Source organism: Allobosea sp. R86505 (assembly GCF_042466375.1).
In the GTDB taxonomy this organism is placed as follows: Bacteria; Pseudomonadota; Alphaproteobacteria; order Rhizobiales; family Beijerinckiaceae; genus Allobosea.
Map to the genome: position 1 here is coordinate 3,808,052 of NZ_JAXHPY010000001.1, position 22,168 is coordinate 3,830,219.

The window sequence follows — 22,168 nt, forward strand, 5'->3', positions numbered from 1 at the left end:
CGGACGCCGCGGAACCGGGAACGCCGCTAAACCACGTTCATCCAGCCGAAGCGGACCGGGAAGCCCTCGCCGCCCAGCAGATTGACGGTCTCGTGCAGGGGCAGGCCGACGACGGCGCTGTAGGAGCCGACGAGCTTGACGACGAAGGAACCGGCGATCCCCTGGATGGCATAGCCGCCGGCCTTGCCGCGCCATTCGCCCGAGGCGAGATAGGTCTCGATGTCCTCGGTCGAGAGCCGCTTGAAGCGCAGCCGCGTCTCCACGACGCGCTCGCGGATCGCGCCGTTCGGCGTCACCAGCGCGACCGAGGTGTAGACCCGGTGGGCCCGGCCGGACAGCAGGCGCAGGCAGGCGGCCGCCTCGTCGACGATCTCGGCCTTGGGCAGGATGCGGCGACCGACCGCGACGACGGTGTCGGCGGCGACGATGTAGCAGCCTTCGAGGTCGGGCCGCGCGGCGGCCCCGATGCGGGCGGCCTGGGCCTTCTCGCGGGCGAGGCGCCTGGAGAGGTCGCGCGGGCGCTCGCCCTTCAGCGGAGTCTCGTCGAGATCGGCCGGCAGCAGCGCGTCCGGCTTGAGGCCGACCTGCTCGAGCAAAGCGAGCCGACGCGGCGAGGCCGAGGCCAGGACCAGCATCGGGCGCCAACCGGGATGTTTGGGAGAGGAAAAGAAGCTCAAGGGCGGACCGAACCGATTGCGGCGCGGGCGGGGCGCCGCGCCTGTCAACAGGCTCTAGAGCATTTTCCCTACCGGACAAATAAGGGCCCGACCGCCAAATCTGGCCTTGCTTTTAACGCATGCATCAGCGCAGTTTTGCAGAGAGCCATTCACCATGCGCATCATTCGTGCAACCAACAGCGCCATGCTGCGTTGCACGCAAGACCGCGAACGGCCTAATTGCGCCCATCATGGGGGCGACCTCGTCATCTGGCCTGATGCGCCTTTCGGCACTGCGTCGCCCCATCCCCATCCGGAGCCTTGTCCCATGGCCTCATCGAGCAGGAAGCCGCGTCCCGCGATTGCCGCGGGGGGCCAGGCGCGGGCGCTCGCCGCCCGTATGGCGACGCTGCAGGCCGATGCCGGAATGACGATCGCGATGCGCATGCCGATCCTGCTGCGCGGTGCGCTCGGCGACAGCCACGGCCAGCGCGAGGCGGCCAGTGCCGTCAGCGAGAAGATGTCGGCGGTGATGGAAAGCGGTTTCGCCGCCAGCCAGGCTGCCGTGATGTTCTGGTGGGGGGTCGCGCTCAACCCGCTGGCGGCGGTCGATTTCGCCGAAGAAGCCGCCAAGTTAGCCCATTCGACGCTGGAGCCGTTCTCCAAGCGCACCCGCGCCAATGCGGCGCGGCTGACGGGCCGCAAGCGCTGACCGGTCCCTAGACCGCGCAACCCGGGACGACCCGCCTTCTGAAAGAGCGTGTCAGACGCTCGTCACGGGCGGCTCGGCGGCGACGGCAGCGGCCGCCCCTGCCGCAGCATGCTCGCGATCGAGCTTGCGGTATCGGGCGGCGCTCAGCGGGATCAGGGCGAGGTAGGCGATCACCACCAGCGCCAGCATCTCGAACGGGTAGGCGAAGAGCAGCCCCGCCACGACCACGACCGCGACGAAGATCGGCAGCACCTTGTCGCGCGGGATGCGCGTGCCGAGCGTCTTGCCGGCATAGCAGGGGATGCGCGAAATCGTCAGGAAGGCGATGAAGAGGATGTAGAGCCCGACCGGCACCGCGCCGTAATCCTGCACGGGCACGCCGATGAAATGCAGGTAGAGCGGCAGCATGGCGGTGATCGCGCCGGCCGGGGCCGGCATCCCGACGAAGAAGTTCTTCTGCCATTCGGGGCGGTCGGGATCGTCGATCATGACGTTGAAGCGCGCCAGACGCAGCGCCATGGCGCAGGCCAGCGTCAGCACGATGATCCAGCCGAAGGACTTCAGATCGTGCAGGACGAAGATCCAGAGCACATAGCCGGTGGCGACGCCGAAATTGACGAAATCCGAGAGCGAATCGAGCTCGGCGCCGAAGCGCGACGTGCCCTTGAGCATCCGGGCAAGGCGGCCGTCGACGCCGTCCAGCGCCGCGGCGATGAGGATGCAGATCGTCGCCGTCTCGAGCTTGCCCTCGACGACGAGTCGCATCGCCGTCAGCCCGAGGCAGAGCGCCAGCAGGGTGATGACGTTGGGCGCGATCAGCCGGAACGGGATCGGCTTGAAGCGGGCGCGCTTCGATTCGACGCGCTCGGGCTCGAAGGGAGGAAACAGATCGCTCATGCCAGCCGGGATACGCGGTTTTGGGAGCGGAGGCTAGGCGGGGCTTTTGGTCAGGACACCGTCATGCTCGGGCTTGACCCGAGCATCTCGTGCAGCAGGAGGCACCTACACCCTTTCGGCCGGAGATTCTCGGGGCAAGCCCGAGAATGACGCGCCCCGTCGTCAAATCCCCCGGAAGCTGCGCGGCGCCGGCTCGCTGCCGGCGAAGTCGGCCAGCACCGTCTCGCCGGCGAAGGCGGTCTGGCCCTCGCCGACCAGCGGCACGACGCCGAGCGGGAGATAGACGTCGACGCGCGAGCCGAAGCGGATCAAGCCGAAGCGCTCGCCGGTGCCGATGACCTCGCCTTCCTTGACGAAGGGCACGATGCGACGGGCGATCAGCCCGGCGATCTGGACGACGCCGACGATGCCATGGGCGGTCTCGATCGCGAGCGCGTTGCGCTCATTGTCATCGCTCGCCTTGTCGAGTTCGGCGTTGAGGAAGAGGCCGGGCGTATAGGCCATCTTGACGATGCGGCCCGGCACGGGGGCGCGGTTCACATGGCAGTCGAAGACGTTCATGAAGATCGAGATCCGCGTCATCGGCTCGGCCGGGAGGTTGAGTTCCGGCGGCGGCAGGGCCGAGGCGACCTGGCTCACGCGGCCATCGGCCGGCGAGATCACCAGCCCCTCGCGCTGCGGCGTGATGCGGATCGGATCGCGGAAGAAATAGCAGATCCAGAGCGTGATGATCGCGCCGATCCAGCCGAAGGGCGACCAGAGATTGGCGAGCACGATCGTCGCGACGAGCGCTATCGCGATGAAGACGTAACCCTCCTTGTGGATGGGCACGATCACCTTGCGGACGGAATCGACGAGCGACATGGGTTTTGAATTCCGTGATGCGGAGCGCGCGGCCGTCGCGCCTCCCGATGTGGTCTGCGGCGGAGAAGGACCGCCAGTCTGGGCGCTGTTTAGGGGGTTCGGGCCGCGCAGGGAAGAGCGTCATCGCCGCGCCCCATTCGCCGACCACCTTCCGGGCCGAACAGGAGCGCTGCCTTGACCACACTCGATGCCCTCGCCGCGACGGTGCCGGACGGCCTGGTGGAGAGCAGCCGCCCGGCGCTCTCCGTCATCGCCTCGCTGCTGCGCAACCCGCTGCAGGCGATCCCCCCGGAGGTCTATCGCGAGCGGCTGGTGCTGGCGAAGACGGGCGGGCGGACGAGCCTTTATGTCTGCGACCCCGCTCTGATCCAGGAGGCGCTGACCCGCCAGGCCGGCAGGCTCGGCAAGGGGGACCTCATCCGCAAGGTGCTCGGGCCTGCCATCGGCGAGGGGCTGCTGACCGCCGACGGGGGCCATTGGCGCTGGCAGCGACAGGCCGTGGCCTCGGGCTTCCAGCACGAGAAGCTTCTCGGCTTCCTGCCGGCGATGATCGAGGCGGCGCAGGCGACGCGCGGGCGCTGGCAGGCGGCCTCCGCGCCGCTCGACATCGGCCACGAGATGATGCGCACCACCTTCGACATCATCATCGAGACGATGCTCTCGGGCGCGCAGGCGCTGGATGTCGGCAAGGTCGAGCAGGCGATCTCGGATTATCTCGAACCGTCGAACTACATGTTCATCTACCACCTGTTCGGTCTGCCGGGCTGGCTGCCCTATCCGGGCCGGGCGAAGGCGCGCGCCTCCGTCGTGTATCTGCGCGAGAATCTGAGGGCGCTGGTGGCGCAGCGCCGAGCCGAGCCGCCGGAGAACGGCGACCTGCTCGACATGCTCCTGGCGAGCGCCGACCCCGAGACCGGCCGGGCGATGAGCGACGAGGAGATCGTCGACAATTTGCTGACCTTCGTCACCGCCGGCCATGAGACGACGGCGCTCGGCCTGGCCTGGACCTTCCACCTGCTGGCGCAGAACCGCGACTGGGAAGCGAAGCTGCTCGACGAGATCGCGGCCGTCACGGAAGGGGGCCCGCTGTTGCCGCGCCATATCGCTTCGCTGCCGCTGACCAAGGCGGTGTTTCAGGAGGCGATGCGGCTCTATCCCCCTGCTCCCGTGATCACGCGCGAAGTCGAGGAACCCTTCACGCTGGGCGGCGTCGCGTTGAAACCGGGCATGGTGCTCTATGTCCCGATCCAGGCGATGCACCGTCACGAGAAGCTCTGGGACCGGCCCGAGCAGTTCGACCCCTCGCGCTTCCTCGGCGATGCCGGGCGCGGACGCCACCGCTACGCCTATCTGCCCTTCGGCGCGGGGCCGCGGATCTGCATCGGCAGCGCCTTTGCGACGATGGAGGCGGTCGCGATCCTGGCCGTGCTGCTGCCGGCGCTGCGGCTCGAGCCGATGCCCGGCCAGGCCCCCGAGCCGACGCTCAAGATCACGCTGCGGCCGAAGCAGCCGCTGCGGATGCGCGCAACCGCGCGCGGCTGAGGCCGCTCACGCGACGGGGCGGTACGTTGTGAAGCGCCGGGCCGCCAGCCAGGTCAGACCGACGAAGACCGCGAGCAGCACGCCCTCGACGAGCGCGAAGGGCGGCACGGATCCGGCGGGCGCCAGCGCCCGCAGCGCCGGCACCTTCTGGAAGGCCTGCGCGACCAGCACGAAGAGCAGCAGATAGAAGCTCAGCATCGCCGTGACCGCGTAGATGCCGCGCCAGGGGCCGATCAGCATCCGGGCATAGAGCGCAAACCCTGCGACGACGACCAGCGCCAACGCGACCGCCCCGATGATGTGGGAGGGCAGCACACCGCTGAAGGGGAAGCCGAACCCGGTGGCGCTGGTGGCAAAGGCCGTGGAGAGGAAGACGCCCGTCCAGCGCGGGCTGACATGGCCCCTGAGCAACCCCACCGCGACCGGGACCCCGGCGACGATGGCGATGAGGCTGAGCCAGGTGTGGAAGCCGACGAAACTCAGGGGATTGAACATCGCGTCGCCTCGTCGGATGGAGCCTGCGTCGGCACCGGCAGGATGCAGGAAGCGCGCCGCCGGGGCCAGCGGCATGACCCCGCCGCCGTCAGGGCGCCAGAGAAACCCGCACGCTCGGCTCTTCCTCGGCGCTGGCGCGCTGGAGCGTCGCCTTGGCTTCGTCGACCTGTCGCTGGCGGTTCCAGAGCGAGGCGTAGATGCCCTCGGCCGCCAGCAGCGTGGCATGGCTGCCGCGCTCGGCGATCAACCCCTTGTCGAGCACGATGATCTCGTCGGCATTGATCACGGTGGAGAGCCGGTGGGCGATGACCAGCGTGGTGCGGCCGCGGCTGACGAGATCGAGGGCGTCCTGGATTTCCTTCTCGGTGAAGGAATCGAGCGCCGATGTCGCCTCGTCCAGCACCAGCACGGGCGGGCCCTTCAGGATGGTGCGGGCGATGGCGACGCGCTGCTTCTCGCCGCCCGATAGCTTCAGCCCGCGCTCGCCGACCGAGGTGGCGTAGCCATCGGGCAGCGACTTGATGAAGCGGTCGATCTGGGCGAGGCGCGCGGCCTCCTCGATCTCGGCCTCCGTCGCATCGGGGCGGCCATATTCGATGTTGTAACGGATCGTGTCGTTGAACAGCACCGTATCCTGCGGGACCATGCCGATGGCGGCGCGCAAGGATACCTGCTGGACGTCGGCGATGGGCTGGCCGTCGATCAGGATGCGCCCCTGTTGCGGCTCGTAGAAACGGAACAGCAGGCGCGAGATCGTCGACTTGCCGGCGCCGGACGGGCCGACGATCGCAATGGTCTTGCCCGCCGGCACGGTGAAGGAGATGCCCTTCAGGATCGGCCGCTCGGGGATATAGGCGAAGTGCACATCCTCGAAGGTGACCTCGCCGGCGGGGACGACGAGCGGCTTGGCGCCCGGCTTGTCCTGGATCTCCGGGTCCTTCCCGATGAGGGAGAACATCTGCTCGATGTCGAGCGTCGCCTGCTTGATCTCGCGATAGACGGTGCCCATGAAATTCAGCGGCTGGTAGAGTTGGATCAGCATGGCGTTGATCAGCACGAAATCGCCGACGGTCAGCGTGCCAGCCCGGAAGCCCTGCACCGCCATCACCATCGAGATCGTCAGGCCCGTGGCGAAGATCGCGGCCTGGCCGAAGTTCAGCCAGGCGAGCGAGGTGTAGGCCTTGATCGAGTTGCGCTCATAGCGCGCCATCGAGAGATCGTAGCGGGCGGTCTCACGGGCCTCCGCGCCGAAATACTTCACCGTCTCGTAGTTCAAGAGCGAGTCGATCGCCTTCGAATTGGCATCGGTGTCGGATTCGTTCATCTGGGTGCGGATGGCGATGCGCCACTCCGTCGCCTTGATGGTGTAGGCCATGTAGGTGGTCACCATCACGACGAGCACGACGACATAGAGCCAGTTGAAGATCGTCAGCAGCACGGCGGTGATCAAAACGAGCTCGATCGTCACCGGAACGAGCTGGTTGAGGCCGAGCCGGACCATTTCCTCGATGCCGTTGCGGCCGCGCTCCAGAACACGGGTCAGCCCGCCGGTCTTGCGCTCGAGATGGAAGCGTAGCGAAAGATGGTGCAGGTGGCCGAAGGTCTGCAGCGCGAGCGTCCGCACCGCATGCATGAAGACCGGGGCAAACAGCGCATCGCGCGCCTGGATGAAGGCGGCCGAGCCGACCCGCGCCAGCCCGTAGAGCACCGTCAGCGCCAGCGGCGCGCCGACGAGCCAGGGCAGCCAGGCGCCGAGCGTGGACGGCGTCGCGGCGAGCGCATCCGTCGCCCATTTGAAGGTGAAGGGCACGCCCATCAGCACGACGCGGCCGAGCACCAGCAAGGCGAAGGCGAGCACGACGCGGCGGCGCAGATCGGCGCGGTCGGCCGGCCAGAGATAGGGCCAGAGCGCGCGGAAGGTTTCCACGAAGCCCGAGCCCGGCTGGAGCACGGCGGAGCGTGCGAAGGTCTTCGCCGGAGGGGGCGCGGCAGGCGGTGACATCTTGGGACGATTCCAGGTTGGGAGGCCGGTATAGGGGCAAACGCCTGCGAATGCATGGGGGTCTGCAGAACAACCTTCCACCGGCCCGCCTTGCTTCGGTCGAAAGCCGGGTGTCAGATTAGCCAGCGCTGCCAGCGCGTCATCGGGGAAACGACACCATGACGATCCACCGACTTGTCCTCGCGGGTCTGCTCGCGATGTCCGCCGGCCTTCTGCCTGCTTCGTTGCCGGCTTTCGCCCAGAACGCCAAGCCGCCGGCCCAGATCACCGTCACCAACATGCGCTCCGTGCCGCTGACGCTGTTCGAGATCGCCACCGGCGGCGACCAGCCCCGCCTCGTCGGCAAGATCGCCAAGCCGCTGGCGCCGGGCAAGAGCATCGCCGTGAAGCTGAACAAGCCGGCCGGCTGCAGCTATTTCTTGCTCGCCCGCTTCGACGACGCCGTCGAGACCGACGCCGAGGACATGAATCTCTGCAAGGACAGGGTCATCCGCCTGACGGAGTGAGGGGGGGCTGCCCCACCCTCCCCGTCATCCTGGACCAGCCGCGCAGCGGCGCAGGCCGGGATCCATCATCGGGCTGGACAGCATCTATGATGGATCCCGGTCGTCCTCCGGCCGCCCAGGATGACAGCGTGGATAGGATGCCTTTTCTACCCCGTCGCGCCGGATCGCATCAGCTTGTAGGTGATCGAGTCGACCAGCGCCTGGAAGGACGCGTCGATGATGTTGGCGCTGACGCCCACCGTGGTCCAGCGCTCGCCGGTCTCGTCGGCCGACTCGATCAGGACGCGGGTGACGGCGTCCGTGCCGCCCTGGAAGATGCGGACCTTGTAGTCGACGAGGCGAAGCCCTGAGATCAGCGACTGGTAGCGGCCGAGATCCTTGCGCAGCGCGACGTCGAGCGCGTTGACCGGGCCGGCCGCACCCTCGGCGGCCGAGATCAGCACCTCGTCGCCGACCTTCACCTTCACGATCGCCTCCGAGAAGGTGACGAGATCGCCGAGCGCATTGTAGCGGCGCTCGACATTCACCTTGAAGCGCTCGACCTCGAAATAGGCCGGAACCTCGCCCATGATCCGCCTGGCGAGCAGATAAAACGACGCGTCGGCGCCCTCGAAAGCGTAGCCCTGCGCCTCCTTCTCCTTCACCTCTTCCAGCACGCGGCCGAGCCGGGGATCGTCGCGGCCGAGCGTGACGCCGATGCGCTCCAGCTCGGCGACGAGGTTGGACTTGCCGCCCTGGTCCGAGATCAGCACCTTGCGGCGGTTGCCGACCGCTTCCGGCGGGACATGCTCATAGGTGCGCGGGTCCTTCAGCACCGCCGAGGCGTGGATGCCGGCCTTGGTGGCGAAGGCCGAGGCGCCGACGAAGGGCGCATGCCGGTTGGGCGCGCGGTTCAGCATCTCGTCGAGGGTGCGCGAGACCTGGCTGAGCTCGCCGAGCTGCTTCTCGTCGACGCCGATGGCGAAGCGCTCGCGATAGCGCTCCTTCAGCTTCAGCGCGCCGATCAGCGTCACCAGATTGGCGTTGCCGCAGCGCTCGCCCAGCCCGTTGAGCGTGCCCTGGATCTGGCGCGCGCCGGCGTCGATGGCGGCGAGCGAATTGGCGACGGCGCAGCCGCAATCGTCATGGGCGTGGATGCCGAGATGATCGCCCGGCACGATTTTCGCCACCGCGGCGACGATCGCGCCGATCTCGTCAGGCAGCGTGCCGCCATTGGTGTCGCAGAGCACGACCCAGCGCGCACCGGCTTCAAAGGCCGTGCGGGCGCAGGCGAGCGCGTAATCGGGATTGGCCTTGTAGCCGTCGAAAAAGTGCTCGCAGTCGAGCATGACCTCGCGGCCGGCGGCCTTCGCCGCCTCGACGCTTTCGCGGATGCCGGCCAGGTTGTCCTCGAGCGGGATCTCGAGCGCGACATGGACATGGTAGTCCCAGCTCTTGGCGACGAAGACGATGGCATCCGCCTTCGCCTCGAGCAGCGCGGCGATGCCGGGGTCGTTCGCGGCCGAGCGCCCGGCCCGCTTGGTCATGCCGAAGGCGGCGAATTTGGCGTGTTTCGTCGGCTTTGCCGCGAAGAAAGCGGTGTCGAGCGGGTTGGCGCCGGGATAGCCGCCCTCGACATAGTCGATGCCGAGCCGGTCGAGCAGGCCCGCCACGGCGCGCTTGTCGTCGAGCGAGAAGTCGACGCCGGTCGTCTGCGCGCCGTCGCGCAGCGTCGTGTCGAACAGATGGATGCGCTGGGCGGTCACGGCTTGCGCCGCAGCTTGAAGCGCAGCACGCGCGGCACAACCATGGCGAGCATGACGAGCTTGATGGCGACGGAGAGCGAGCCGGCGGGGCGGATTTTCGGGGTCATGGGTTTTCTTTTTCTTGCTGAAGGACAGGTAGCCGTCGCAGATCGACGGGCGTTTGCGGATCGATTTCGCCGATCATGGCGGGCTTCAGGTCGTAGAGCGCGGCGACCGCCTCCAGCGCGGCGGGCGCGTCGAGATTGATCCCCCAGGACGCGACCGTCCGCACGAAGGCGCGGGTCGTCATCAGCGTGACTGGATAGTCGACCTCCAGGAAGAGGTTTGGCACCTTGCGGTCCTCATAAAGCACCACCGCCGAGGCGAGGCTGTCGGGCCGCCAGAGATCGACGAATTCGCGGAGCGCCAGTTCGCCGGAGTTGCGCAGGCCGGATTTGAGACGCGCCTCCTCGTCGGGCGTGCGGGCGCGGCCCTTCAGCGCAGCGATGCCCTCGCCGATGATCGTCTGGACGCGCAGCAGCGCATCCCCCTCGGCCGCGATCCAGGCGGCAATCTCGACGGCGTAGGGCTTGGCCGCATCGCCGACGAGCTCGTCCTCGACGCGGTCCACCAGCACGATGCGGCGGTTCAGGCGCGCCAGCATGGGCAACAGCCCCGCCGCCGCCAGCCGCAGGATGGGGCCGGCGTCCGCGATGACGATGGGCTCGCGCGAGGCGGGCGACATCATGGCGTTCCTCCACCATCGCGTTCGATGAGATCAGCGCATGCCGTAACGAAATCGGTGGCCTGAACGACAGCCAACTCTGCCTCGGCGCGCTCCTGGACGCCGTCTCCGTAGTCCGCGAACAGCCGCAACTGCTCCTCGCGGCCGATCAATCGGCCAATGGCCAGCGGCATCAATCCCGGCTTCACGATCTTGAGATTGAACAGGCGAATGAGGCCGGCATGCGTCTTGACCTCGCGGGTATCCAGATGTGCGATCGTCTCCAGAACCGCCCGCGCTGCATCGTAGCAGGCATAGTAGGCACGATTCACCGCGCCATCGAAGTCTGCCGCCTGCAGGAGCAGGCCGGCCGACCGCAAGGACTGCCGCGCCTTTTCGAGATGCGGTCTCATAGCGCGCCTTCAAGCGGCTTGGCATCCCGCCGTGCTGCGGCAAGCAGGCCGGCAAAGCGGCCACGTGCCTCCTGCGCGCTCCACTCATCCTCAGTGAAAGGCCAAGGCTGGATCATCAGCCCTGCGTCAGTCAACGCGTCGAAGCCAAGATCGACCAGCCGCATCTTCTCGTCGAGCGCCGAGCCCTCGAAGCGGTGCAGGATCACGGCAACATCCGCGTCGCTGCCGGCATGGTGGTCGCCGCGAGCACGGCTGCCGAACAGATACAAGCCAACCAGGCGGTCGCCATAGGTTGCCGCGACGAGGCGCGCATAGGCGTTGAGAGCCTCGGCCACGGCCGCGAGGCTCGGAGGCGACAGCAAGTCGGCAACGGCGCTCATCGCTTCACCTCCCAGATCGTGGTCGGCTCGCCGGTGGCGGGGTCCTTGCCGTCCTTGAGGGCGATGCCCATCGCGGCGAGCTCGTCGCGGATTTCGTCGGAGCGCTTGAAGTCCTTGGCCAAGCGGGCGGCAAGGCGGGCTTCGATCAGCGCTTCGATCTTCGCGTCAAAGGCGTCGTCAGTCGCAGTTTTGAACGTCAGAGCTTGCTCGGCAGCGTCCCAGGCATGCCTTCGCAAACCAAGAAAATCTGCCGTCGCAGCAAGGGACGATGCCGCCTCACCATCCCCGTTTCTCGCGGCTCGGGCCAGTGAATGAAGCGCAGCCATGCCTTTGGCAGTGTTCAGGTCGTCAAGCAGAGCCTCCACCATGTCCTCGCTGACATTGCGCGGAGCCTCGGTTGGGTGGTTTGAGATGGTACGAACGAGCGGCTCCCAGCTGCGTAGTGTATTCTCCGCCTCCTCCAGCGCCTTCACCGTCCAGTCGATCGGCTGGCGGTAATGCGTCTTCAACATAGCCAGGCGCAGCACTTCGCCCGGCCATTTCCGCCCGCCGAACTTTTCCGTCTCCAGCAGTTCGTTGATCGTGACGAAGTTGCCGAGCGACTTCGACATCTTCTCGCCTTCGACCTGCAGGAAGCCGTTGTGCATCCAGTAATTCGCCATGCGGCCGCTGCCGTCCGCGCCGCCGAAGGCGCAGCAGCTCTGGGCGATCTCGTTCTCGTGGTGGGGGAAGACGAGGTCGATGCCGCCGCCATGGATGTCGAAGACGTTCCTCGCAGGATCGTCGCAGGAGAGGCCGCCGCCGAAGGGCTCCAGCAGCTTTGCCATCGACATGGCCGAGCATTCGATGTGCCAGCCCGGGCGGCCGGGCCGGGTGATGCCGTCCGGCGCGCCGTTCGGCCAGAGCCAGCCGGGATCGATGCCGTCGCGGCTCGGCTTCCAGAGCACGAAATCCATCGGGTCGCGCTTGTACGGAGCGACGTCGACCCGCGCGCCGGCGATCATCTCGTCGAGCGGACGGCGGGCCAGCGCACCGTATTTCGGCGCGGCGCGCAGATGCGCCACGGCCGGGACATGGAACAGCACATGCTCTTCCGCCACATAGGCCACGCCGCGCGCGATCAGGCGGTGGATGATCGCCTGCATCTGCCCGATATGGTCGGTGGCGCGGGGCTCCTCGTCCGGCGGCAGGCAGCCGAGCGCGGCGATGTCGGCATGGAACTGCGCCGTCGTCGCTTCCGTGACCTTCGCGATCGCTTCGTTCAGCGGCAGGCCGGGGAAATCGCGGGCGGCGCGCGCGTTGATCTTGTCGTCGACGTCGGTGAGGTTGCGGGCATAGGTGACGTGATCGGCCCCGTAGAGATGCCGCAGCAGCCGGTAGAGCACGTCGAAGACGATGACCGGGCGGGCATTGCCGATATGGGCGTAGTCATAGACCGTCGGCCCGCAGACATACATGCGGACATTATCGGGATCGACGGGGACGAAGTCCTCCTTCGTCCGGGTCAGCGTGTTGTAGAGCCTGAGGGTCGGCATCGGGGTCTTGATCCTGGCGAACGGCGAAAGCGTGACGGTGGGCGATCCTGGCCGCTGGCCGGGGCGCTGTCTGTCTTTACCGTTTCAGGATGAGGACGTGAGCAGCCGGCCAGCGAAAGCTAGCGGCAAATCATGCAAATAGGGTTGAAGGCCCGCGTCATCCCGATAGGCTTGCCTTCGCGCGCGCTTTCCGTCAAGAGGGCGCCCCGCTTTTGCCGCAGCCATGCCAGATGCGGGCCATTTTATTCAATTCTTAACCGATCGGAACCATCCTCTTGAGTCGAGGGTTGAGCGCCCGTCGTCCGAACGAGGAACCACATCCATGCGTCGCGCCGTTGCCCTGGTCGGCCTGTTCGGGATCATCGGAGCCGGGCTTTCCCTGTCCGTGCTGCCGACGACGCGCACCAACGCGGCGCCCAGCGAGCAGCGCACCTTCCTGATCCCGGCCGGAGACGGCTACGGCGTCGCCGACTGCATCTCCAGCAAGTCGGAATGCGGCAAGATCGTCGCCGACGCCTGGTGCGAGTCACAGGGCTACGCCCGCGCGAGCGCCTTCGGCCTCGCCTCGCGCGAAGACTTCACCGGCTCGCTGTCGAAGACGAAAGCCACACCCGCCGCAGTGCCCAATCAGCCGCTGGTCATCACCTGCGGGGGCTGAGGCCTGTGAGCCGGCCTTCGTGATCAGCCCGCCTTGCGCATCGCATCGACATAGGCCTTCAGCACGTTCTGCATCCGCGTGAGGTGGCCCTTGCCGCCCTGCTTGAAGTAGTCGAACACATCCGCATCGAGCTTGAGATGGACGGAGGTCGTGCCTTTCGGCTCGACAATTTCGGCGTTGGCCCAAAAATCAGGACCGAGGCTCGGGCCTTCAGGCGCGTCGGGGTTGTAGTAAAGCTCGCCGCGCTTACGCATCGCCGTGATTTCTGCCAGCGATGCTCGCTTGATATTGCTTTCGCTCATGTCTGCCAGCCCTCCAGGCAGTAATCAGGCGCGTCCGCCCTTCCCGCTCAGTATGAACAACGACAAAATAATCGCCCTCAACGATTCCAATCGAAACCAGACGCGTCTCGCCCCCGTAGTCCCGAGGGTCCAAACGCGTCAGCACGCGACCTTCGAAGATACCTGCAGCGAAAAGCAGGTCGATGCCCCTTCGGTCCACGACCTCTTGCCGCTTGGCGTCGTCCCATTCGAACTCCATGGGCGACCCCAGCGCGCGAACTCAAAAATCATACAAAATAGCGTACGCTTTGCAAGACTGAGGGTCGTTTCCTCTCACTTGATCCAGTCGGCGCACTTGGCAGGCTCGCCGACGCCGCCCCAGGGCATGATCGGCACGGTCGAGGTCGAATTCTGCGGCGAGCCCTCGATCAGCTTGTCGGAATAAGCCATATAGATCAATACGTTGCGCTTGACGTCGCAGCCGCGGACTATCTGCATCTTCTTCCAGATCAGCGAGCGGCGCTCGCGGAAGACGACATCGCCCTGTTCGGACTTTTCCTTGAACTTGATCGGGCCGATCTGGCGGCAGGCGAGCGAGATCTCGGAGACCTCCTCGGCAACGCCGAACATGCCGGCGACGCCGCCCTTTTCAGGAACGGTGTAGTGGCAGGCCACGCCCTCGACGATCGGATCGTCGATCCCATAGACCGCGAGCTTGTGGTCCGGCGTCAGCATCTTCCAGACGGTCGATTTCTTGAAGATCAGGTCTTCCTGCGCAGCGGCCGGGGCTGCTAGACCCGCGGCCAAGGCAAGAGCGGCCAGGACGGCGACAACAGGACGGCGGGCACGCATTCTCATTCTCCTAAGCCGTTCTCAACCGGCACCGGGCCGGATATGGGAGCCGCGAGCCGACGGCGCCAGCCCCAATGAGATGTCCGCATGCCGAGCGACCTGCCCACGCTTTCAACCGAACGCCTGACCCTGCGCCCGCGCACGATGACCGATCTCGATCGGATCGCGCGGCTCAACGCTGATCCGCAGGTCATGCGCCATATCGCGCCGGCGGGCTCGGCAGAGATGGGCCGGGAGGCCGTCGCGGCGCGCAGCTTCAGCCATGTCGCGATCGGGCTCGGATACTGGAGCGTGTTCAGCCGCGCTGTGGCGGACGAGTTCCTCGGCTATGTCGGACTGATTCCGGGCGGGGCGAGTGGTGAGGAGCCCCAGCTCAGCTATCGCTTCGAGGCGCGCCACTGGGGCAAGGGCTACGCTTTCGAGGCGTCCGAACGGGTGGTCGCCCACGGTATCGCGACGCTGGGCCTGCCCGCCCTCGCGATCCTGACCCATCCGCAGAACGCGGCATCCTGCCGGCTCGCGCAGAAGCTCGGCTTCACGCGCCAGGCCGAGGCTTCGGCCGTGCTGATCGGCGATCCGCCGGTGCCCGGTGCGCAGTTTCGCCTGAACGGCGCGGACTGGCGGGGGCGGAGTCAGGCCGCCAGCGGCTTGAAGGCGAGATAGGCGGCGGCGATGGCGCCGACGATGCCGAACAGGAAGAGCACGAGCTTGAGCTGCGTCGCGCGGCTGGCGAAGGCGACGTCGCCCGCCTCGACCTTCGGGTATTTGTCGAGCAGACGGGCGACGGCGAGGTTCTCGGCGACATCGCAGAGCCCGCCGAGCAGCCAGCCGCCGCCGCAGAGCGCCGCGACCCACCAGGGCTGGCCCCGCATGGCGAGGCCCGCGATCAGCATGGCGCCGACGATCGCATAGGTGAAGGCGAAGGCGACATCGGCCGGCAGCACCCGGTTGCGATAGCGGGCGCGGTGCGTCTCGCCATAGAGGGCGAAGAGCTTCTCGACATCGGCGGCGTTGTAGCCGTTCCAGTCGTTCTCGAGCATGCGCGGCACGCCCTGGCGGCTCGACCAGATGCCCGCGACCCAGAACAGCACCATCACCAGCACCGGCCCCCAGACGAAGACGGCGAGCGGGATGGTCTCGGGATAGAAGGCGACGGGGTCGATCATCAGGCGGAGGCTCTCGCGGCGGGCTTGGCGGTTCGGCGACAGGGTAGCGGGAGGCCCCGCAGGCGCCAAGCGCTATGACGCCGAGCGCTGCGGCGCAGGGACCGCGCGAGAGGTCCCTCACCCGGCCGGCAGGATCTCCTGCTCGATCGCGCCGAAGATGGAGTGGCCGGCGGCGTCCTTCATCTCGATGCGGACGATATCGCCGAAGCGCAACGGCTGCTCCTGCGGCATCGGGACGGACCAGGCCAGGATCGTTCCCGCCTGCAGGTCATGCCGCTCGGCCGCCCGTGCCAGCAGGTCGCCCGCCGCCACGGCGCCGGTCGCCTGGCCGGGCCGAGGCGGCTGCTGGTTGACCCTGAACAGCAGCGGCAGGTCGATGCGCCCTTGGCGCCAGGAGGGGCCGATCTCGTCGGGCGTGACGACGACAGGCGAAAAGCTGCAGGCCACTTCCCGTCCCAACGCGCCGCCTGCGCGTTCATTGTCCTTCGTCTCGATCACCCGGCAGCCCAGCATCACCACCCTGACCAGCGCCGCGGCCTGGGCCGGGCTCGCAGCGGCCGGGACATCGCCCACGATCGCCGCCAGGCCCACCTCGGCGGCGAGTCCGGCCGCTTCGTCCAGGGCCCGCACGGGCTGGCGCGGCCCCAGCGCCCCGGCGGAGCGGGCGGGGGCGAGATCCCCCGCCTGGCCGGCCGCGACGAGACGGCCGAAGGCGCGCGGCAGGGGCGCGGCGCAGTCATGCTCGTGGAAGCGGAAGGAGGGCACCGAACCGTGCTCCAGACTGACCGCAAGGTCCTCCAGACGCGGGGCTTGCCGGTCCCAGTCGTCGAGCGCCGCCTGCAGTGTCGGCACCACGGGAAAGGCGTCGGTGGCGCGGGTCAGATCGCGCGAGACGACGACCAGGCGGCCATCCCGACCATGCATAAGCGAAGCGAGTTTCATGTCTTTCCAATCCGCGCGCGACACGCCAATAAGAGTTCAACAAGCCCGTGGGAGGATCACCTTATGAAACGCCGCGACTTTTTGAAAACAGGTGCTCTCGCCGCCGCCGCGACGCCGGTCGCGATGCCTGCGATCGCGCAGTCGCAGCCCGAGGTGAAGTGGCGGCTGACCTCGAGCTTCCCGAAGTCACTCGACACGATCTTCGGCACGGCGCAGCAGTTTTCCAAGCTGGTCAGCGATGCCACCGACGGCAAGTTCCAGATCCAGGTTTTCGCGCCCGGCGAGATCGTGCCCGGCCTGCAGGCGCTCGACGCGGTCTCCTCCGGTACGGTCGAATGCGCGCATTCGCCGACCTATTTCTACATCGGCAAGGACCCGACGCTCGGGCTGGGCACCGGCATCCCCTTCGGCCTGAATGCCCGCCAGCAGCACAGCTGGTGGTATTTCGGCGGGGGCGAGCAGATCGTCAACGGCGTGCTCGATCGCTTCAATGCGTACTCCATCCCCTGCGGCAATTCCGGCTGCCAGATGGGCGGCTTCTTCCGCAACGAGCTCAAGGGGCTCGACGACCTCAAGGGGCTGAAGTTCCGTGTCGGCGGCATGGGCGGAGCGGTTCTCGCCAAGCTCGGCGTGGTGCCGACCCAGATCGCGCCCGGCGACGTCTACCCGGCGCTGGAGCGCGGCACGATCGACGCGGCCGAGTTCGTCGGCCCCTATGACGACGAGAAGCTCGGCTTCATCCGCGTCGCCAAATACTACTACTATCCCGGCTGGTGGGAGGGCGGCGCGATGCTGCACCTGATCATCGGCAAGGAGGCCTGGGCCAAGCTGCCCAAGCACTACCAGGCGATCGTCAGCCAAGCCTGCGAGGCGGCCAACAACTGGATGCTCGGCAAATACGACTTCGTGAACCCGGGTGGCCTGCGCCGGCTGGTGGCGCAGGGTGCGCAGCTTCGCCCCTTCCCGCTTCCGGTGATGGAAGCCGCGCTGAAGGCGGCCGAGGAATACTACGCCGAGACCTCCGCGAAGAGCGCGGACTTCAAGAAGGGCTATGATTCGATGGTGGCCTTCCGCGGCGAGAACCTGCTCTGGTGGCAGGTGGCGGAGTTGTCCTTCGACAGCTTCATGAACCGGCTCAAAGCGCGCTGAGCGCCCGATCACGGGAGGCTTCGGCCAGCCGATGACGACCAAGCCCCTGTCTCCCCAGCCGGACACGCCGCTCCGGCTGGAGCAGTTCCTGCCTTATCGCCTCAATGTCGTGGCCTTCCACTCGGCCCGCGCGCTGGGGCGCATCTACGACGCGCAGTTCGGCATCGGCATTCCCGAATGGCGGGTGGTGGCGCAGCTCGGCGAATTCGGCAAGCTGACCTCTCGCGACATCGGCGAACTCGCGCAGATGCACAAGACCAAGGTCTCGCGCGCCGTCACGGAGCTGGAAAAGCGCGGGCTCGTCTCGCGGGCCGAAAACCGCCAGGACCGGCGCGAATCCTTCGTCGCGCTGACCGCAGCCGGCGAGCGGATCTACGCCCAGATCGTGCCGCTGGCGCTCGCCTTCCAGGCGCGCTGGACGGAGGGCATCGCGCCCGAGGAGCTCAAGGTCTTCGAGCGCGTGCTCTCGACCCTGACGGAGCGCAGCCGCCACCTCGCCGGCAGCTATCGCGACGACGAGGGCTGAGGGCTCCGTCTTGCACCGCTTACCTCTCCCGCGTCGTCATTCCGGGCGCAGCGAAGCGGAGGCCCGGAATCCATCGTAAGGCCCGACGGCGCTCTATGATGGATTCCGGATCGGCGCCGCTGCGCGGCTTGTCCGGAATGACGGTGAGGAAACCGACGAAGGTCGCAGACGACGTTAGATCGCCCCGCTAATTGACGGCTGTCGATCAAAAAACCGCGCGAGATTGCGGCGGATGCGCTCCAGCGGCGGTTCGCCGGCCGGGGGCGGCTCGAAGGTCCGGCCCGTGATGGTCTCGAAGGCGCGGACATAGACCTCCGAGGTCTGCGCGATCAGTTCGGCCGGGATGGGCGGCAGCTCTTCCTTGTAGGGATCGCAGCGGGCGACGACCCAGTTGCGGACGAAATCCTTGTCGAAGGATTCGGGCTTCTCGCCGGTCTCGAACCGCGCGGCATAGCTGCCGGCCATCCAGTAGCGGCTGGAATCGGGGGTGTGGATCTCGTCGGCGAGCAGGATGGTGCCGTCGGTGTCGGTGCCGAACTCGTATTTGGTGTCGGCGAGGATCAGGCCGCGCTGGGCGGCCATCGCCTGGCCCCGGGCGAAGAGCGCCAGCGCATAGCGGCTGACCGTCTCCCACTGCTCGCGGGTCAAAAGCCCCTCGTCGATGATCTGTGCGGCGGAGAGCGGCTCGTCATGGCCGCCGTCGAAGGCCTTGCTGGTCGGGGTGATGATCGCCTCGGGCAGGCGCTCATTGTCGCGCAGGCCGTCGGGCAGCGTGATCCCGTACATCGCGCGCTGCCCCTGCTTGTACAGGGTCAGGATCGAGGTGCCGGTCGTCCCGGCGAGATAGCCGCGCACCACGATCTCGACGGGAAGGATGTCGAGCCGCTTGCCGATGACGACATTGGGATCGGGATATTCGAGCACGTGGTTGGGGCAGATGTCGGCGGTCTGCTCGAACCAGTGGCGCGCCGTCTGCGTCAGCACCTGGCCCTTGCAGGGGATCGCGGCGATGGCGCGGTCGAAGGCGCTCAGCCGGTCGGTCGAGATCAGGATGCGGCGCCCGTCAGGGAGATCGTAGTTCTCGCGAACCTTGCCGCGATAATAGTTCGGCAGTTCGGGGATGAAGGCAGCTTCCAGCGCCAGAGGAAGGGTCATGTCGGCATCGCCCGGTCACAACGCCGGCGCGACATGCGCCGGCGGGTGCGAGCCTTCTAGACAGTCGGCGCGCGCACGCCAACCGCCCTCGATCCACGAGCGCTGGCGGCGCAGCGATTGCCCGGCGAGGGCGAATATGGCATGCGGACCCGACATCGTCCGGTGCCCGCGGGCATCGCTCCATAGTTCCGTCGCGTTTGGAGGCTGTTGTCGGCGACGGGGACGAGCCGCCAGCCAGGGGCAAGGATCGTCCGGCATTCGAGACCGACAAGCAGGTGACGTGATCCGACTCCCGATGACATCGAGATCCTCCCCTCCGCGGCGCGTCCTGCGCCTCGTGGCTGCGCTCGTTGCCCTGGCGGCCATGGGCGGCGGCGCGGTGGCGCAGTCCCCCGCCTGCAACGCCTGGCGCTCGGAGCTGGCGAGTCTGCAGGGCCAGGGCGGCGGCGATCCGCGCGCCGCGCAGATGGCGCAGCGTGTCGGCTCCCAGCTCGCCCAGGCGACGAACCAGTACCGGGCGATGGGTTGCGAGCGCGGCGGCTTCACCTTCTTCGGCGAGGGACCGCCCCGCGAATGCGGCGGGTTGCGCGCGCAGATCGGCCAGTTGCAGGGACAATATGCGCGGCTGCAGCAGATGGCCCGGGGCGGCGCGCTCGAGCAGCGCCGCGCTCAGCTGGCAGCGGCGATCAATGCCAATTGCCGGGCGCCGCAGCAACGCGGCTTCTTCGAGACGATCTTCGGCCTGGAGCCGCGCCGCGGCGAAATCGATTCGACCCTGCCTGAGCTCGACCCGGAGCAGCCGCTGGAGCCGGAAAAGCCGCGCCTCGGCGGGCCGCAGACGGTCTGCGTGCGGACCTGCGACGGCTTCTTCTTCCCGCTCGCGAACAATCCCGGCGGTCGCGACAGCTCGGACGAGATGTGCCAGGCGCTCTGCCCGGGCACACAGACCCTGGCCTATGGCATGACCAATGGCGGCGAGATCCAGAACGCGGTCGCACGCTCGACCGGGCAGCCCTATGCCTCGCTGCCGAATGCGGGGAAATACCAGCGCAGCTTCGACGCCGCCTGCACCTGCCGCGCGCCCGGCCAGAGCTGGGCCCAGGCGCTGAAGGAGGCCGAATACCTGCTCGACAAGCGCAAGGGCGACGTCATCGTCACCGAGCAGCGCGCGGCGGAGCTCTCGCGCCCCAAGGAGGCGAAGCCCGATCCGCGGCGCCGCGGCGCCCCGCCGGCCCCGCAGCCGGCCGCAGTCGAAATCCCCGACGAGAAGCCGATGCCGTCCGAGAATTCGCCGACGGCCGGCACGGAATCGGCGGGTGTCGGCCCGCAATCGGTCGGCGAGCGCGTGCTCGACAAGGGCGACGGTCTCAAGCGCGAGACGCAGAGCGTGACCGGCGAACGCCGCACCGTCCGGATCGTCGCGCCGAACCTCGCGCCGAACCTCGGAACCGCAACGATCCGTCCCTGAATGATCCGAATGACGCCGCCGCTCCGCTAACGCTCAGGCGCTCTCGCCCCTGAGCCGACGCAGTGCCTTGTCACGGCCGAAGAGCGGCAGCAGGGCCGCCAGTTCGGGCCCGTGATCCTGCGCAGTCAGGGCCTGGCGCAGCGGCATGAACAGGGCCTTGCCCTTGGCGCCGGTCGCGGCCTGGACAGCGGCCGTCCAGCTTTTCCAGGTGGTCGCGTCGAAGGGCTCGGGCGGCAGCACGGACGCCGCGGTCGCGGCGAACTCCGCATCGGCGATGACCGGCCTGATCGGCCCGCGCACGACGTCGTCCCAGAGGCGGGCGTCGTCGAGCTTCGCGAGGTTGCCGCGGATCGCGAGCCAGAACGGTTCCGCCCCTCCGATGCCCAGTGCCGCCAGACGCGTTGCGACCGCCTGATAGGGCAGCTGGTGAAGCGTGCGGGCGCTGAGCGTGTCGAGGTCGTGCTCGTCGAACTTGGCCGGTGCGCGCGAGACATGGGCGAGATCGACCAGACCGGCCAGTTCGTCGAGGCTCGACACCGGGCGCACCGCATCCGACGAGCCGGTCAGCGTTGCGAGCGCCGCGACCGCCAGCGGCTCGACGCCGGCCTCGCGCAGGCCGCGCAGCGAAAGATGGCCGAGCCGCTTCGAGAGCCCCTCGCCGCTCGCCGTGGTCAGCAGGTTGTGGTGGCCGAAGGCCGGCAGCGCCGCCCCCAGCGCCTGGAAGATCTGGATATGCACCGCCGTATTGGTGACGTGGTCCTCGCCCCGGATGATGTGGGTCACGCCGGTCGCCGCGTCGTCCACGACCGAGGGCAGATGGTAGAGATAGCTGCCGTCCTCGCGGATCAGCACCTGGTCGGAGAGCGAGGCGCAATCGACATGGGCGTCGCCGCGGATCAGATCGGTCCAGGCGACAACGCGTGGCTCCAGCAGGAAGCGCCAATGCGGCCGGCGCCCTTCCGCCTCGAGCTTCGCGCGGTCCTCGGCGGTGAGCTTCAGCGCGGCGCGGTCGTAGATCGGCGGCAGGCCGCGGGCAAGCTGGCGCTTGCGGCGCCGGTCGAGTTCGTCGGCGGTCTCATAGCAGGGGTAGAGCCGGCCCGCAGCGCGCAGATCCTCCGCCGCCGCATCATAGAGCGAGAGGCGCTGCGACTGGCTGATGACGAGATCGGGCGTGATGCCGAGCCAGGCGAGATCCTCGGCGATGGCGGCGGCGTATTCCGGCTTCGAGCGCGCGAGATCGGTGTCGTCGTAACGCAGCATGAAGCGCCCGCCATGGCGCCGGGCATAGAGCCCGTTGAACAGGGCCGAGCGGGCATTTCCGATATGCAGATAGCCCGTCGGCGAGGGCGCGAAGCGTAGGAGCGGCGGGCGGGAAGGCGCGGGGCTGGTCATGGCGGCGCTTATGGCGCTTTTGGCCGGCAGCGACAATCGCCTCCGCCGGCCATGTGCAGGGGGCATGATGCGATGCGAACGCCGCCATTGCAGCGCAGCACAATCTCCGGCTTAATGATGGCATTCGAA

At 67.7% G+C, this 22,168-nt stretch carries 25 protein-coding genes and 1 other annotated feature (1 of these 26 only partly in view); of the genes, 8 read left to right on the plus strand and 17 right to left on the minus strand.

Annotation, left to right across the window (positions count from 1 at the left end):
- Nucleotides 1–26: 26 nt before the first annotated feature.
- Nucleotides 27–635 carry a Maf-like protein gene (locus tag SJY11_RS18310; protein WP_326906613.1) on the minus strand — a complete coding sequence of 203 codons (609 nt, stop codon included), beginning with the start codon at nt 633–635 and terminating at the stop codon, nt 27–29.
- A gap of 349 nt (nt 636–984) precedes the next feature.
- On the opposite strand from SJY11_RS18310, the gene SJY11_RS18315 reads away from it, so the two are divergent.
- Complete coding sequence (locus SJY11_RS18315) at nt 985–1,368, plus strand: hypothetical protein (protein ID WP_376988177.1); 384 nt, start codon at nt 985–987, stop codon at nt 1,366–1,368.
- Nucleotides 1,369–1,419: 51 nt separating this feature from the next.
- Here the strand turns inward: SJY11_RS18315 and SJY11_RS18320 are convergent, their stop codons facing one another.
- Nucleotides 1,420–2,265: a CDP-alcohol phosphatidyltransferase family protein gene (locus SJY11_RS18320; protein ID WP_376988178.1), complete on the minus strand. Its 846-nt coding sequence runs from the start codon at nt 2,263–2,265 to the stop codon at nt 1,420–1,422.
- Between the two features lie 162 nt (nt 2,266–2,427).
- Nucleotides 2,428–3,240, minus strand: a complete 813-nt coding sequence (locus SJY11_RS18325; RefSeq protein WP_376989369.1) for a phosphatidylserine decarboxylase — start codon at nt 3,238–3,240, stop codon at nt 2,428–2,430.
- Between the two features lie 63 nt (nt 3,241–3,303).
- Between SJY11_RS18325 and SJY11_RS18330 the strand changes: the two genes are divergently transcribed.
- Nucleotides 3,304–4,671, plus strand: coding sequence for a cytochrome P450 (locus SJY11_RS18330; protein ID WP_376988179.1), 1,368 nt, complete (start codon nt 3,304–3,306; stop codon nt 4,669–4,671).
- A gap of 6 nt (nt 4,672–4,677) precedes the next feature.
- Here the strand turns inward: SJY11_RS18330 and SJY11_RS18335 are convergent, their stop codons facing one another.
- Together SJY11_RS18335 and SJY11_RS18340 are read right to left on the minus strand one after the other, a co-directional pair.
- Complete coding sequence (locus SJY11_RS18335) at nt 4,678–5,166, minus strand: hypothetical protein (RefSeq protein WP_376988180.1); 489 nt, start codon at nt 5,164–5,166, stop codon at nt 4,678–4,680.
- Nucleotides 5,167–5,254: 88 nt separating this feature from the next.
- Nucleotides 5,255–7,168, minus strand: coding sequence for an ABCB family ABC transporter ATP-binding protein/permease (locus SJY11_RS18340; RefSeq protein WP_376988181.1), 1,914 nt, complete (start codon nt 7,166–7,168; stop codon nt 5,255–5,257).
- A gap of 158 nt (nt 7,169–7,326) precedes the next feature.
- Between SJY11_RS18340 and SJY11_RS18345 the strand changes: the two genes are divergently transcribed.
- Nucleotides 7,327–7,674, plus strand: coding sequence for a hypothetical protein (locus SJY11_RS18345; RefSeq protein ID WP_376988182.1), 348 nt, complete (start codon nt 7,327–7,329; stop codon nt 7,672–7,674).
- Nucleotides 7,675–7,820: 146 nt separating this feature from the next.
- On the opposite strand, the gene cimA is transcribed toward SJY11_RS18345, so the two are convergent.
- The 5 genes from cimA to cysS form a co-directional block, all read right to left on the minus strand.
- Nucleotides 7,821–9,419 (minus strand): citramalate synthase, encoded by a 1,599-nt coding sequence (gene cimA, locus SJY11_RS18350; RefSeq protein ID WP_376988183.1) that lies wholly within the window; start codon nt 9,417–9,419, stop codon nt 7,821–7,823.
- A 103-nt stretch (nt 9,420–9,522) separates the two neighbouring features.
- Complete coding sequence (locus tag SJY11_RS18355; RefSeq protein ID WP_376988184.1) at nt 9,523–10,146, minus strand: hypothetical protein; 624 nt, start codon at nt 10,144–10,146, stop codon at nt 9,523–9,525.
- Nucleotides 10,143–10,535: a HEPN domain-containing protein gene (locus SJY11_RS18360; protein ID WP_376988185.1), complete on the minus strand. Its 393-nt coding sequence runs from the start codon at nt 10,533–10,535 to the stop codon at nt 10,143–10,145. Before SJY11_RS18360 ends, SJY11_RS18355 begins: the two co-directional genes overlap by 4 nt.
- Nucleotides 10,532–10,915 carry a nucleotidyltransferase domain-containing protein gene (locus tag SJY11_RS18365; protein WP_376988186.1) on the minus strand — a complete coding sequence of 128 codons (384 nt, stop codon included), beginning with the start codon at nt 10,913–10,915 and terminating at the stop codon, nt 10,532–10,534. The genes SJY11_RS18360 and SJY11_RS18365 overlap by 4 nt, the downstream gene beginning before the upstream one ends.
- Nucleotides 10,912–12,450, minus strand: a complete 1,539-nt coding sequence (gene cysS / locus SJY11_RS18370) for a cysteine--tRNA ligase (protein WP_376988187.1) — start codon at nt 12,448–12,450, stop codon at nt 10,912–10,914. The genes SJY11_RS18365 and cysS overlap by 4 nt, the downstream gene beginning before the upstream one ends.
- A 322-nt stretch (nt 12,451–12,772) precedes the next feature.
- Here cysS and SJY11_RS18375 point away from each other — a divergent pair, with 322 nt between their 5' ends.
- The gene (locus SJY11_RS18375; RefSeq protein WP_376988188.1) at nt 12,773–13,108 is read left to right on the plus strand and encodes a hypothetical protein; all 336 of its coding nucleotides are present in this window, start codon (nt 12,773–12,775) and stop codon (nt 13,106–13,108) included.
- Nucleotides 13,109–13,131: 23 nt separating this feature from the next.
- Here SJY11_RS18375 and SJY11_RS18380 read toward each other — a convergent pair whose 3' ends face one another.
- The 3 genes from SJY11_RS18380 to SJY11_RS18390 all read right to left on the minus strand — a co-directional run bounded on the left by SJY11_RS18380 (nt 13,132) and on the right by SJY11_RS18390 (nt 14,241).
- Complete coding sequence (locus SJY11_RS18380) at nt 13,132–13,410, minus strand: BrnA antitoxin family protein (RefSeq protein WP_326906632.1); 279 nt, start codon at nt 13,408–13,410, stop codon at nt 13,132–13,134.
- Nucleotides 13,355–13,648: a BrnT family toxin gene (locus SJY11_RS18385; protein WP_376988189.1), complete on the minus strand. Its 294-nt coding sequence runs from the start codon at nt 13,646–13,648 to the stop codon at nt 13,355–13,357. The genes SJY11_RS18380 and SJY11_RS18385 overlap by 56 nt, the downstream gene beginning before the upstream one ends.
- A gap of 74 nt (nt 13,649–13,722) precedes the next feature.
- Complete coding sequence (locus SJY11_RS18390) at nt 13,723–14,241, minus strand: CreA family protein (protein ID WP_376988191.1); 519 nt, start codon at nt 14,239–14,241, stop codon at nt 13,723–13,725.
- Between the two features lie 87 nt (nt 14,242–14,328).
- On the opposite strand from SJY11_RS18390, the gene SJY11_RS18395 reads away from it, so the two are divergent.
- On the plus strand, nt 14,329–14,904 hold the full coding sequence (locus tag SJY11_RS18395) for a GNAT family N-acetyltransferase (RefSeq protein WP_376988192.1): 576 nt from the start codon (nt 14,329–14,331) through the stop codon (nt 14,902–14,904).
- Here the strand turns inward: SJY11_RS18395 and SJY11_RS18400 are convergent.
- Both SJY11_RS18400 and SJY11_RS18405 read right to left on the minus strand, forming a co-directional pair.
- Nucleotides 14,874–15,407: a hypothetical protein gene (locus SJY11_RS18400; protein ID WP_376988193.1), complete on the minus strand. Its 534-nt coding sequence runs from the start codon at nt 15,405–15,407 to the stop codon at nt 14,874–14,876. The two genes, SJY11_RS18395 and SJY11_RS18400, sit on opposite strands and share 31 nt — an antisense overlap.
- A gap of 117 nt (nt 15,408–15,524) precedes the next feature.
- Nucleotides 15,525–16,349, minus strand: a complete 825-nt coding sequence (locus SJY11_RS18405; protein ID WP_376988194.1) for a fumarylacetoacetate hydrolase family protein — start codon at nt 16,347–16,349, stop codon at nt 15,525–15,527.
- A gap of 63 nt (nt 16,350–16,412) precedes the next feature.
- Between SJY11_RS18405 and SJY11_RS18410 the strand changes: the two genes are divergently transcribed.
- Both SJY11_RS18410 and SJY11_RS18415 read left to right on the plus strand, forming a co-directional pair.
- Nucleotides 16,413–17,498 carry a TRAP transporter substrate-binding protein gene (locus SJY11_RS18410; RefSeq protein ID WP_376988196.1) on the plus strand — a complete coding sequence of 362 codons (1,086 nt, stop codon included), beginning with the start codon at nt 16,413–16,415 and terminating at the stop codon, nt 17,496–17,498.
- A 31-nt stretch (nt 17,499–17,529) separates the two neighbouring features.
- Nucleotides 17,530–18,024, plus strand: a complete 495-nt coding sequence (locus SJY11_RS18415) for a MarR family winged helix-turn-helix transcriptional regulator (RefSeq protein WP_376988198.1) — start codon at nt 17,530–17,532, stop codon at nt 18,022–18,024.
- A gap of 174 nt (nt 18,025–18,198) precedes the next feature.
- Here the strand turns inward: SJY11_RS18415 and SJY11_RS18420 are convergent, their stop codons facing one another.
- Nucleotides 18,199–19,179 (minus strand): phosphoribosylaminoimidazolesuccinocarboxamide synthase, encoded by a 981-nt coding sequence (locus SJY11_RS18420; RefSeq protein ID WP_376988200.1) that lies wholly within the window; start codon nt 19,177–19,179, stop codon nt 18,199–18,201.
- A gap of 295 nt (nt 19,180–19,474) precedes the next feature.
- Between SJY11_RS18420 and SJY11_RS18425 the strand changes: the two genes are divergently transcribed.
- Nucleotides 19,475–20,647, plus strand: a complete 1,173-nt coding sequence (locus SJY11_RS18425) for a DUF2865 domain-containing protein (RefSeq protein WP_376988202.1) — start codon at nt 19,475–19,477, stop codon at nt 20,645–20,647.
- A gap of 33 nt (nt 20,648–20,680) precedes the next feature.
- Here the strand turns inward: SJY11_RS18425 and gltX are convergent, their stop codons facing one another.
- Complete coding sequence (gene gltX, locus SJY11_RS18430) at nt 20,681–22,039, minus strand: glutamate--tRNA ligase (protein ID WP_376988204.1); 1,359 nt, start codon at nt 22,037–22,039, stop codon at nt 20,681–20,683.
- Between the two features lie 127 nt (nt 22,040–22,166).
- Nucleotides 22,167–22,168 (plus strand) — a sequence feature (sul1 is cis-regulatory element that is thought to sense ions involved in sulfur or methionine metabolism; They are found in Alphaproteobacteria); it runs 54 nt beyond the window's last position.

What these genes read in the sequence shown, in the direction of transcription:
- SJY11_RS18340 (WP_376988181.1), bottom strand. Translation starts at nt 7,168, where the DNA reads ATGTCACCGCCTGCCGCGCCCCCTCCGGCGAAGACCTTCGCACGCTCC.
- SJY11_RS18395 (WP_376988192.1), top strand. Translation starts at nt 14,329, where the DNA reads ATGCCGAGCGACCTGCCCACGCTTTCAACCGAACGCCTGACCCTGCGC.
- SJY11_RS18405 (WP_376988194.1), bottom strand. Translation starts at nt 16,349, where the DNA reads ATGAAACTCGCTTCGCTTATGCATGGTCGGGATGGCCGCCTGGTCGTC.
- SJY11_RS18345 (WP_376988182.1), top strand. Translation starts at nt 7,327, where the DNA reads ATGACGATCCACCGACTTGTCCTCGCGGGTCTGCTCGCGATGTCCGCC.
- SJY11_RS18425 (WP_376988202.1), top strand. Translation starts at nt 19,475, where the DNA reads ATGACATCGAGATCCTCCCCTCCGCGGCGCGTCCTGCGCCTCGTGGCT.
- SJY11_RS18375 (WP_376988188.1), top strand. Translation starts at nt 12,773, where the DNA reads ATGCGTCGCGCCGTTGCCCTGGTCGGCCTGTTCGGGATCATCGGAGCC.
- SJY11_RS18320 (WP_376988178.1), bottom strand. Translation starts at nt 2,265, where the DNA reads ATGAGCGATCTGTTTCCTCCCTTCGAGCCCGAGCGCGTCGAATCGAAG.
- SJY11_RS18365 (WP_376988186.1), bottom strand. Translation starts at nt 10,915, where the DNA reads ATGAGCGCCGTTGCCGACTTGCTGTCGCCTCCGAGCCTCGCGGCCGTG.
- SJY11_RS18310 (WP_326906613.1), bottom strand. Translation starts at nt 635, where the DNA reads ATGCTGGTCCTGGCCTCGGCCTCGCCGCGTCGGCTCGCTTTGCTCGAG.
- SJY11_RS18380 (WP_326906632.1), bottom strand. Translation starts at nt 13,410, where the DNA reads ATGAGCGAAAGCAATATCAAGCGAGCATCGCTGGCAGAAATCACGGCG.
- SJY11_RS18385 (WP_376988189.1), bottom strand. Translation starts at nt 13,648, where the DNA reads ATGGAGTTCGAATGGGACGACGCCAAGCGGCAAGAGGTCGTGGACCGA.
- SJY11_RS18315 (WP_376988177.1), top strand. Translation starts at nt 985, where the DNA reads ATGGCCTCATCGAGCAGGAAGCCGCGTCCCGCGATTGCCGCGGGGGGC.
- SJY11_RS18360 (WP_376988185.1), bottom strand. Translation starts at nt 10,535, where the DNA reads ATGAGACCGCATCTCGAAAAGGCGCGGCAGTCCTTGCGGTCGGCCGGC.
- gltX (WP_376988204.1), bottom strand. Translation starts at nt 22,039, where the DNA reads ATGACCAGCCCCGCGCCTTCCCGCCCGCCGCTCCTACGCTTCGCGCCC.
- SJY11_RS18415 (WP_376988198.1), top strand. Translation starts at nt 17,530, where the DNA reads ATGACGACCAAGCCCCTGTCTCCCCAGCCGGACACGCCGCTCCGGCTG.
- cysS (WP_376988187.1), bottom strand. Translation starts at nt 12,450, where the DNA reads ATGCCGACCCTCAGGCTCTACAACACGCTGACCCGGACGAAGGAGGAC.
- SJY11_RS18410 (WP_376988196.1), top strand. Translation starts at nt 16,413, where the DNA reads ATGAAACGCCGCGACTTTTTGAAAACAGGTGCTCTCGCCGCCGCCGCG.
- SJY11_RS18335 (WP_376988180.1), bottom strand. Translation starts at nt 5,166, where the DNA reads ATGTTCAATCCCCTGAGTTTCGTCGGCTTCCACACCTGGCTCAGCCTC.
- SJY11_RS18355 (WP_376988184.1), bottom strand. Translation starts at nt 10,146, where the DNA reads ATGATGTCGCCCGCCTCGCGCGAGCCCATCGTCATCGCGGACGCCGGC.
- SJY11_RS18400 (WP_376988193.1), bottom strand. Translation starts at nt 15,407, where the DNA reads ATGATCGACCCCGTCGCCTTCTATCCCGAGACCATCCCGCTCGCCGTC.
- SJY11_RS18390 (WP_376988191.1), bottom strand. Translation starts at nt 14,241, where the DNA reads ATGCGTGCCCGCCGTCCTGTTGTCGCCGTCCTGGCCGCTCTTGCCTTG.
- SJY11_RS18420 (WP_376988200.1), bottom strand. Translation starts at nt 19,179, where the DNA reads ATGACCCTTCCTCTGGCGCTGGAAGCTGCCTTCATCCCCGAACTGCCG.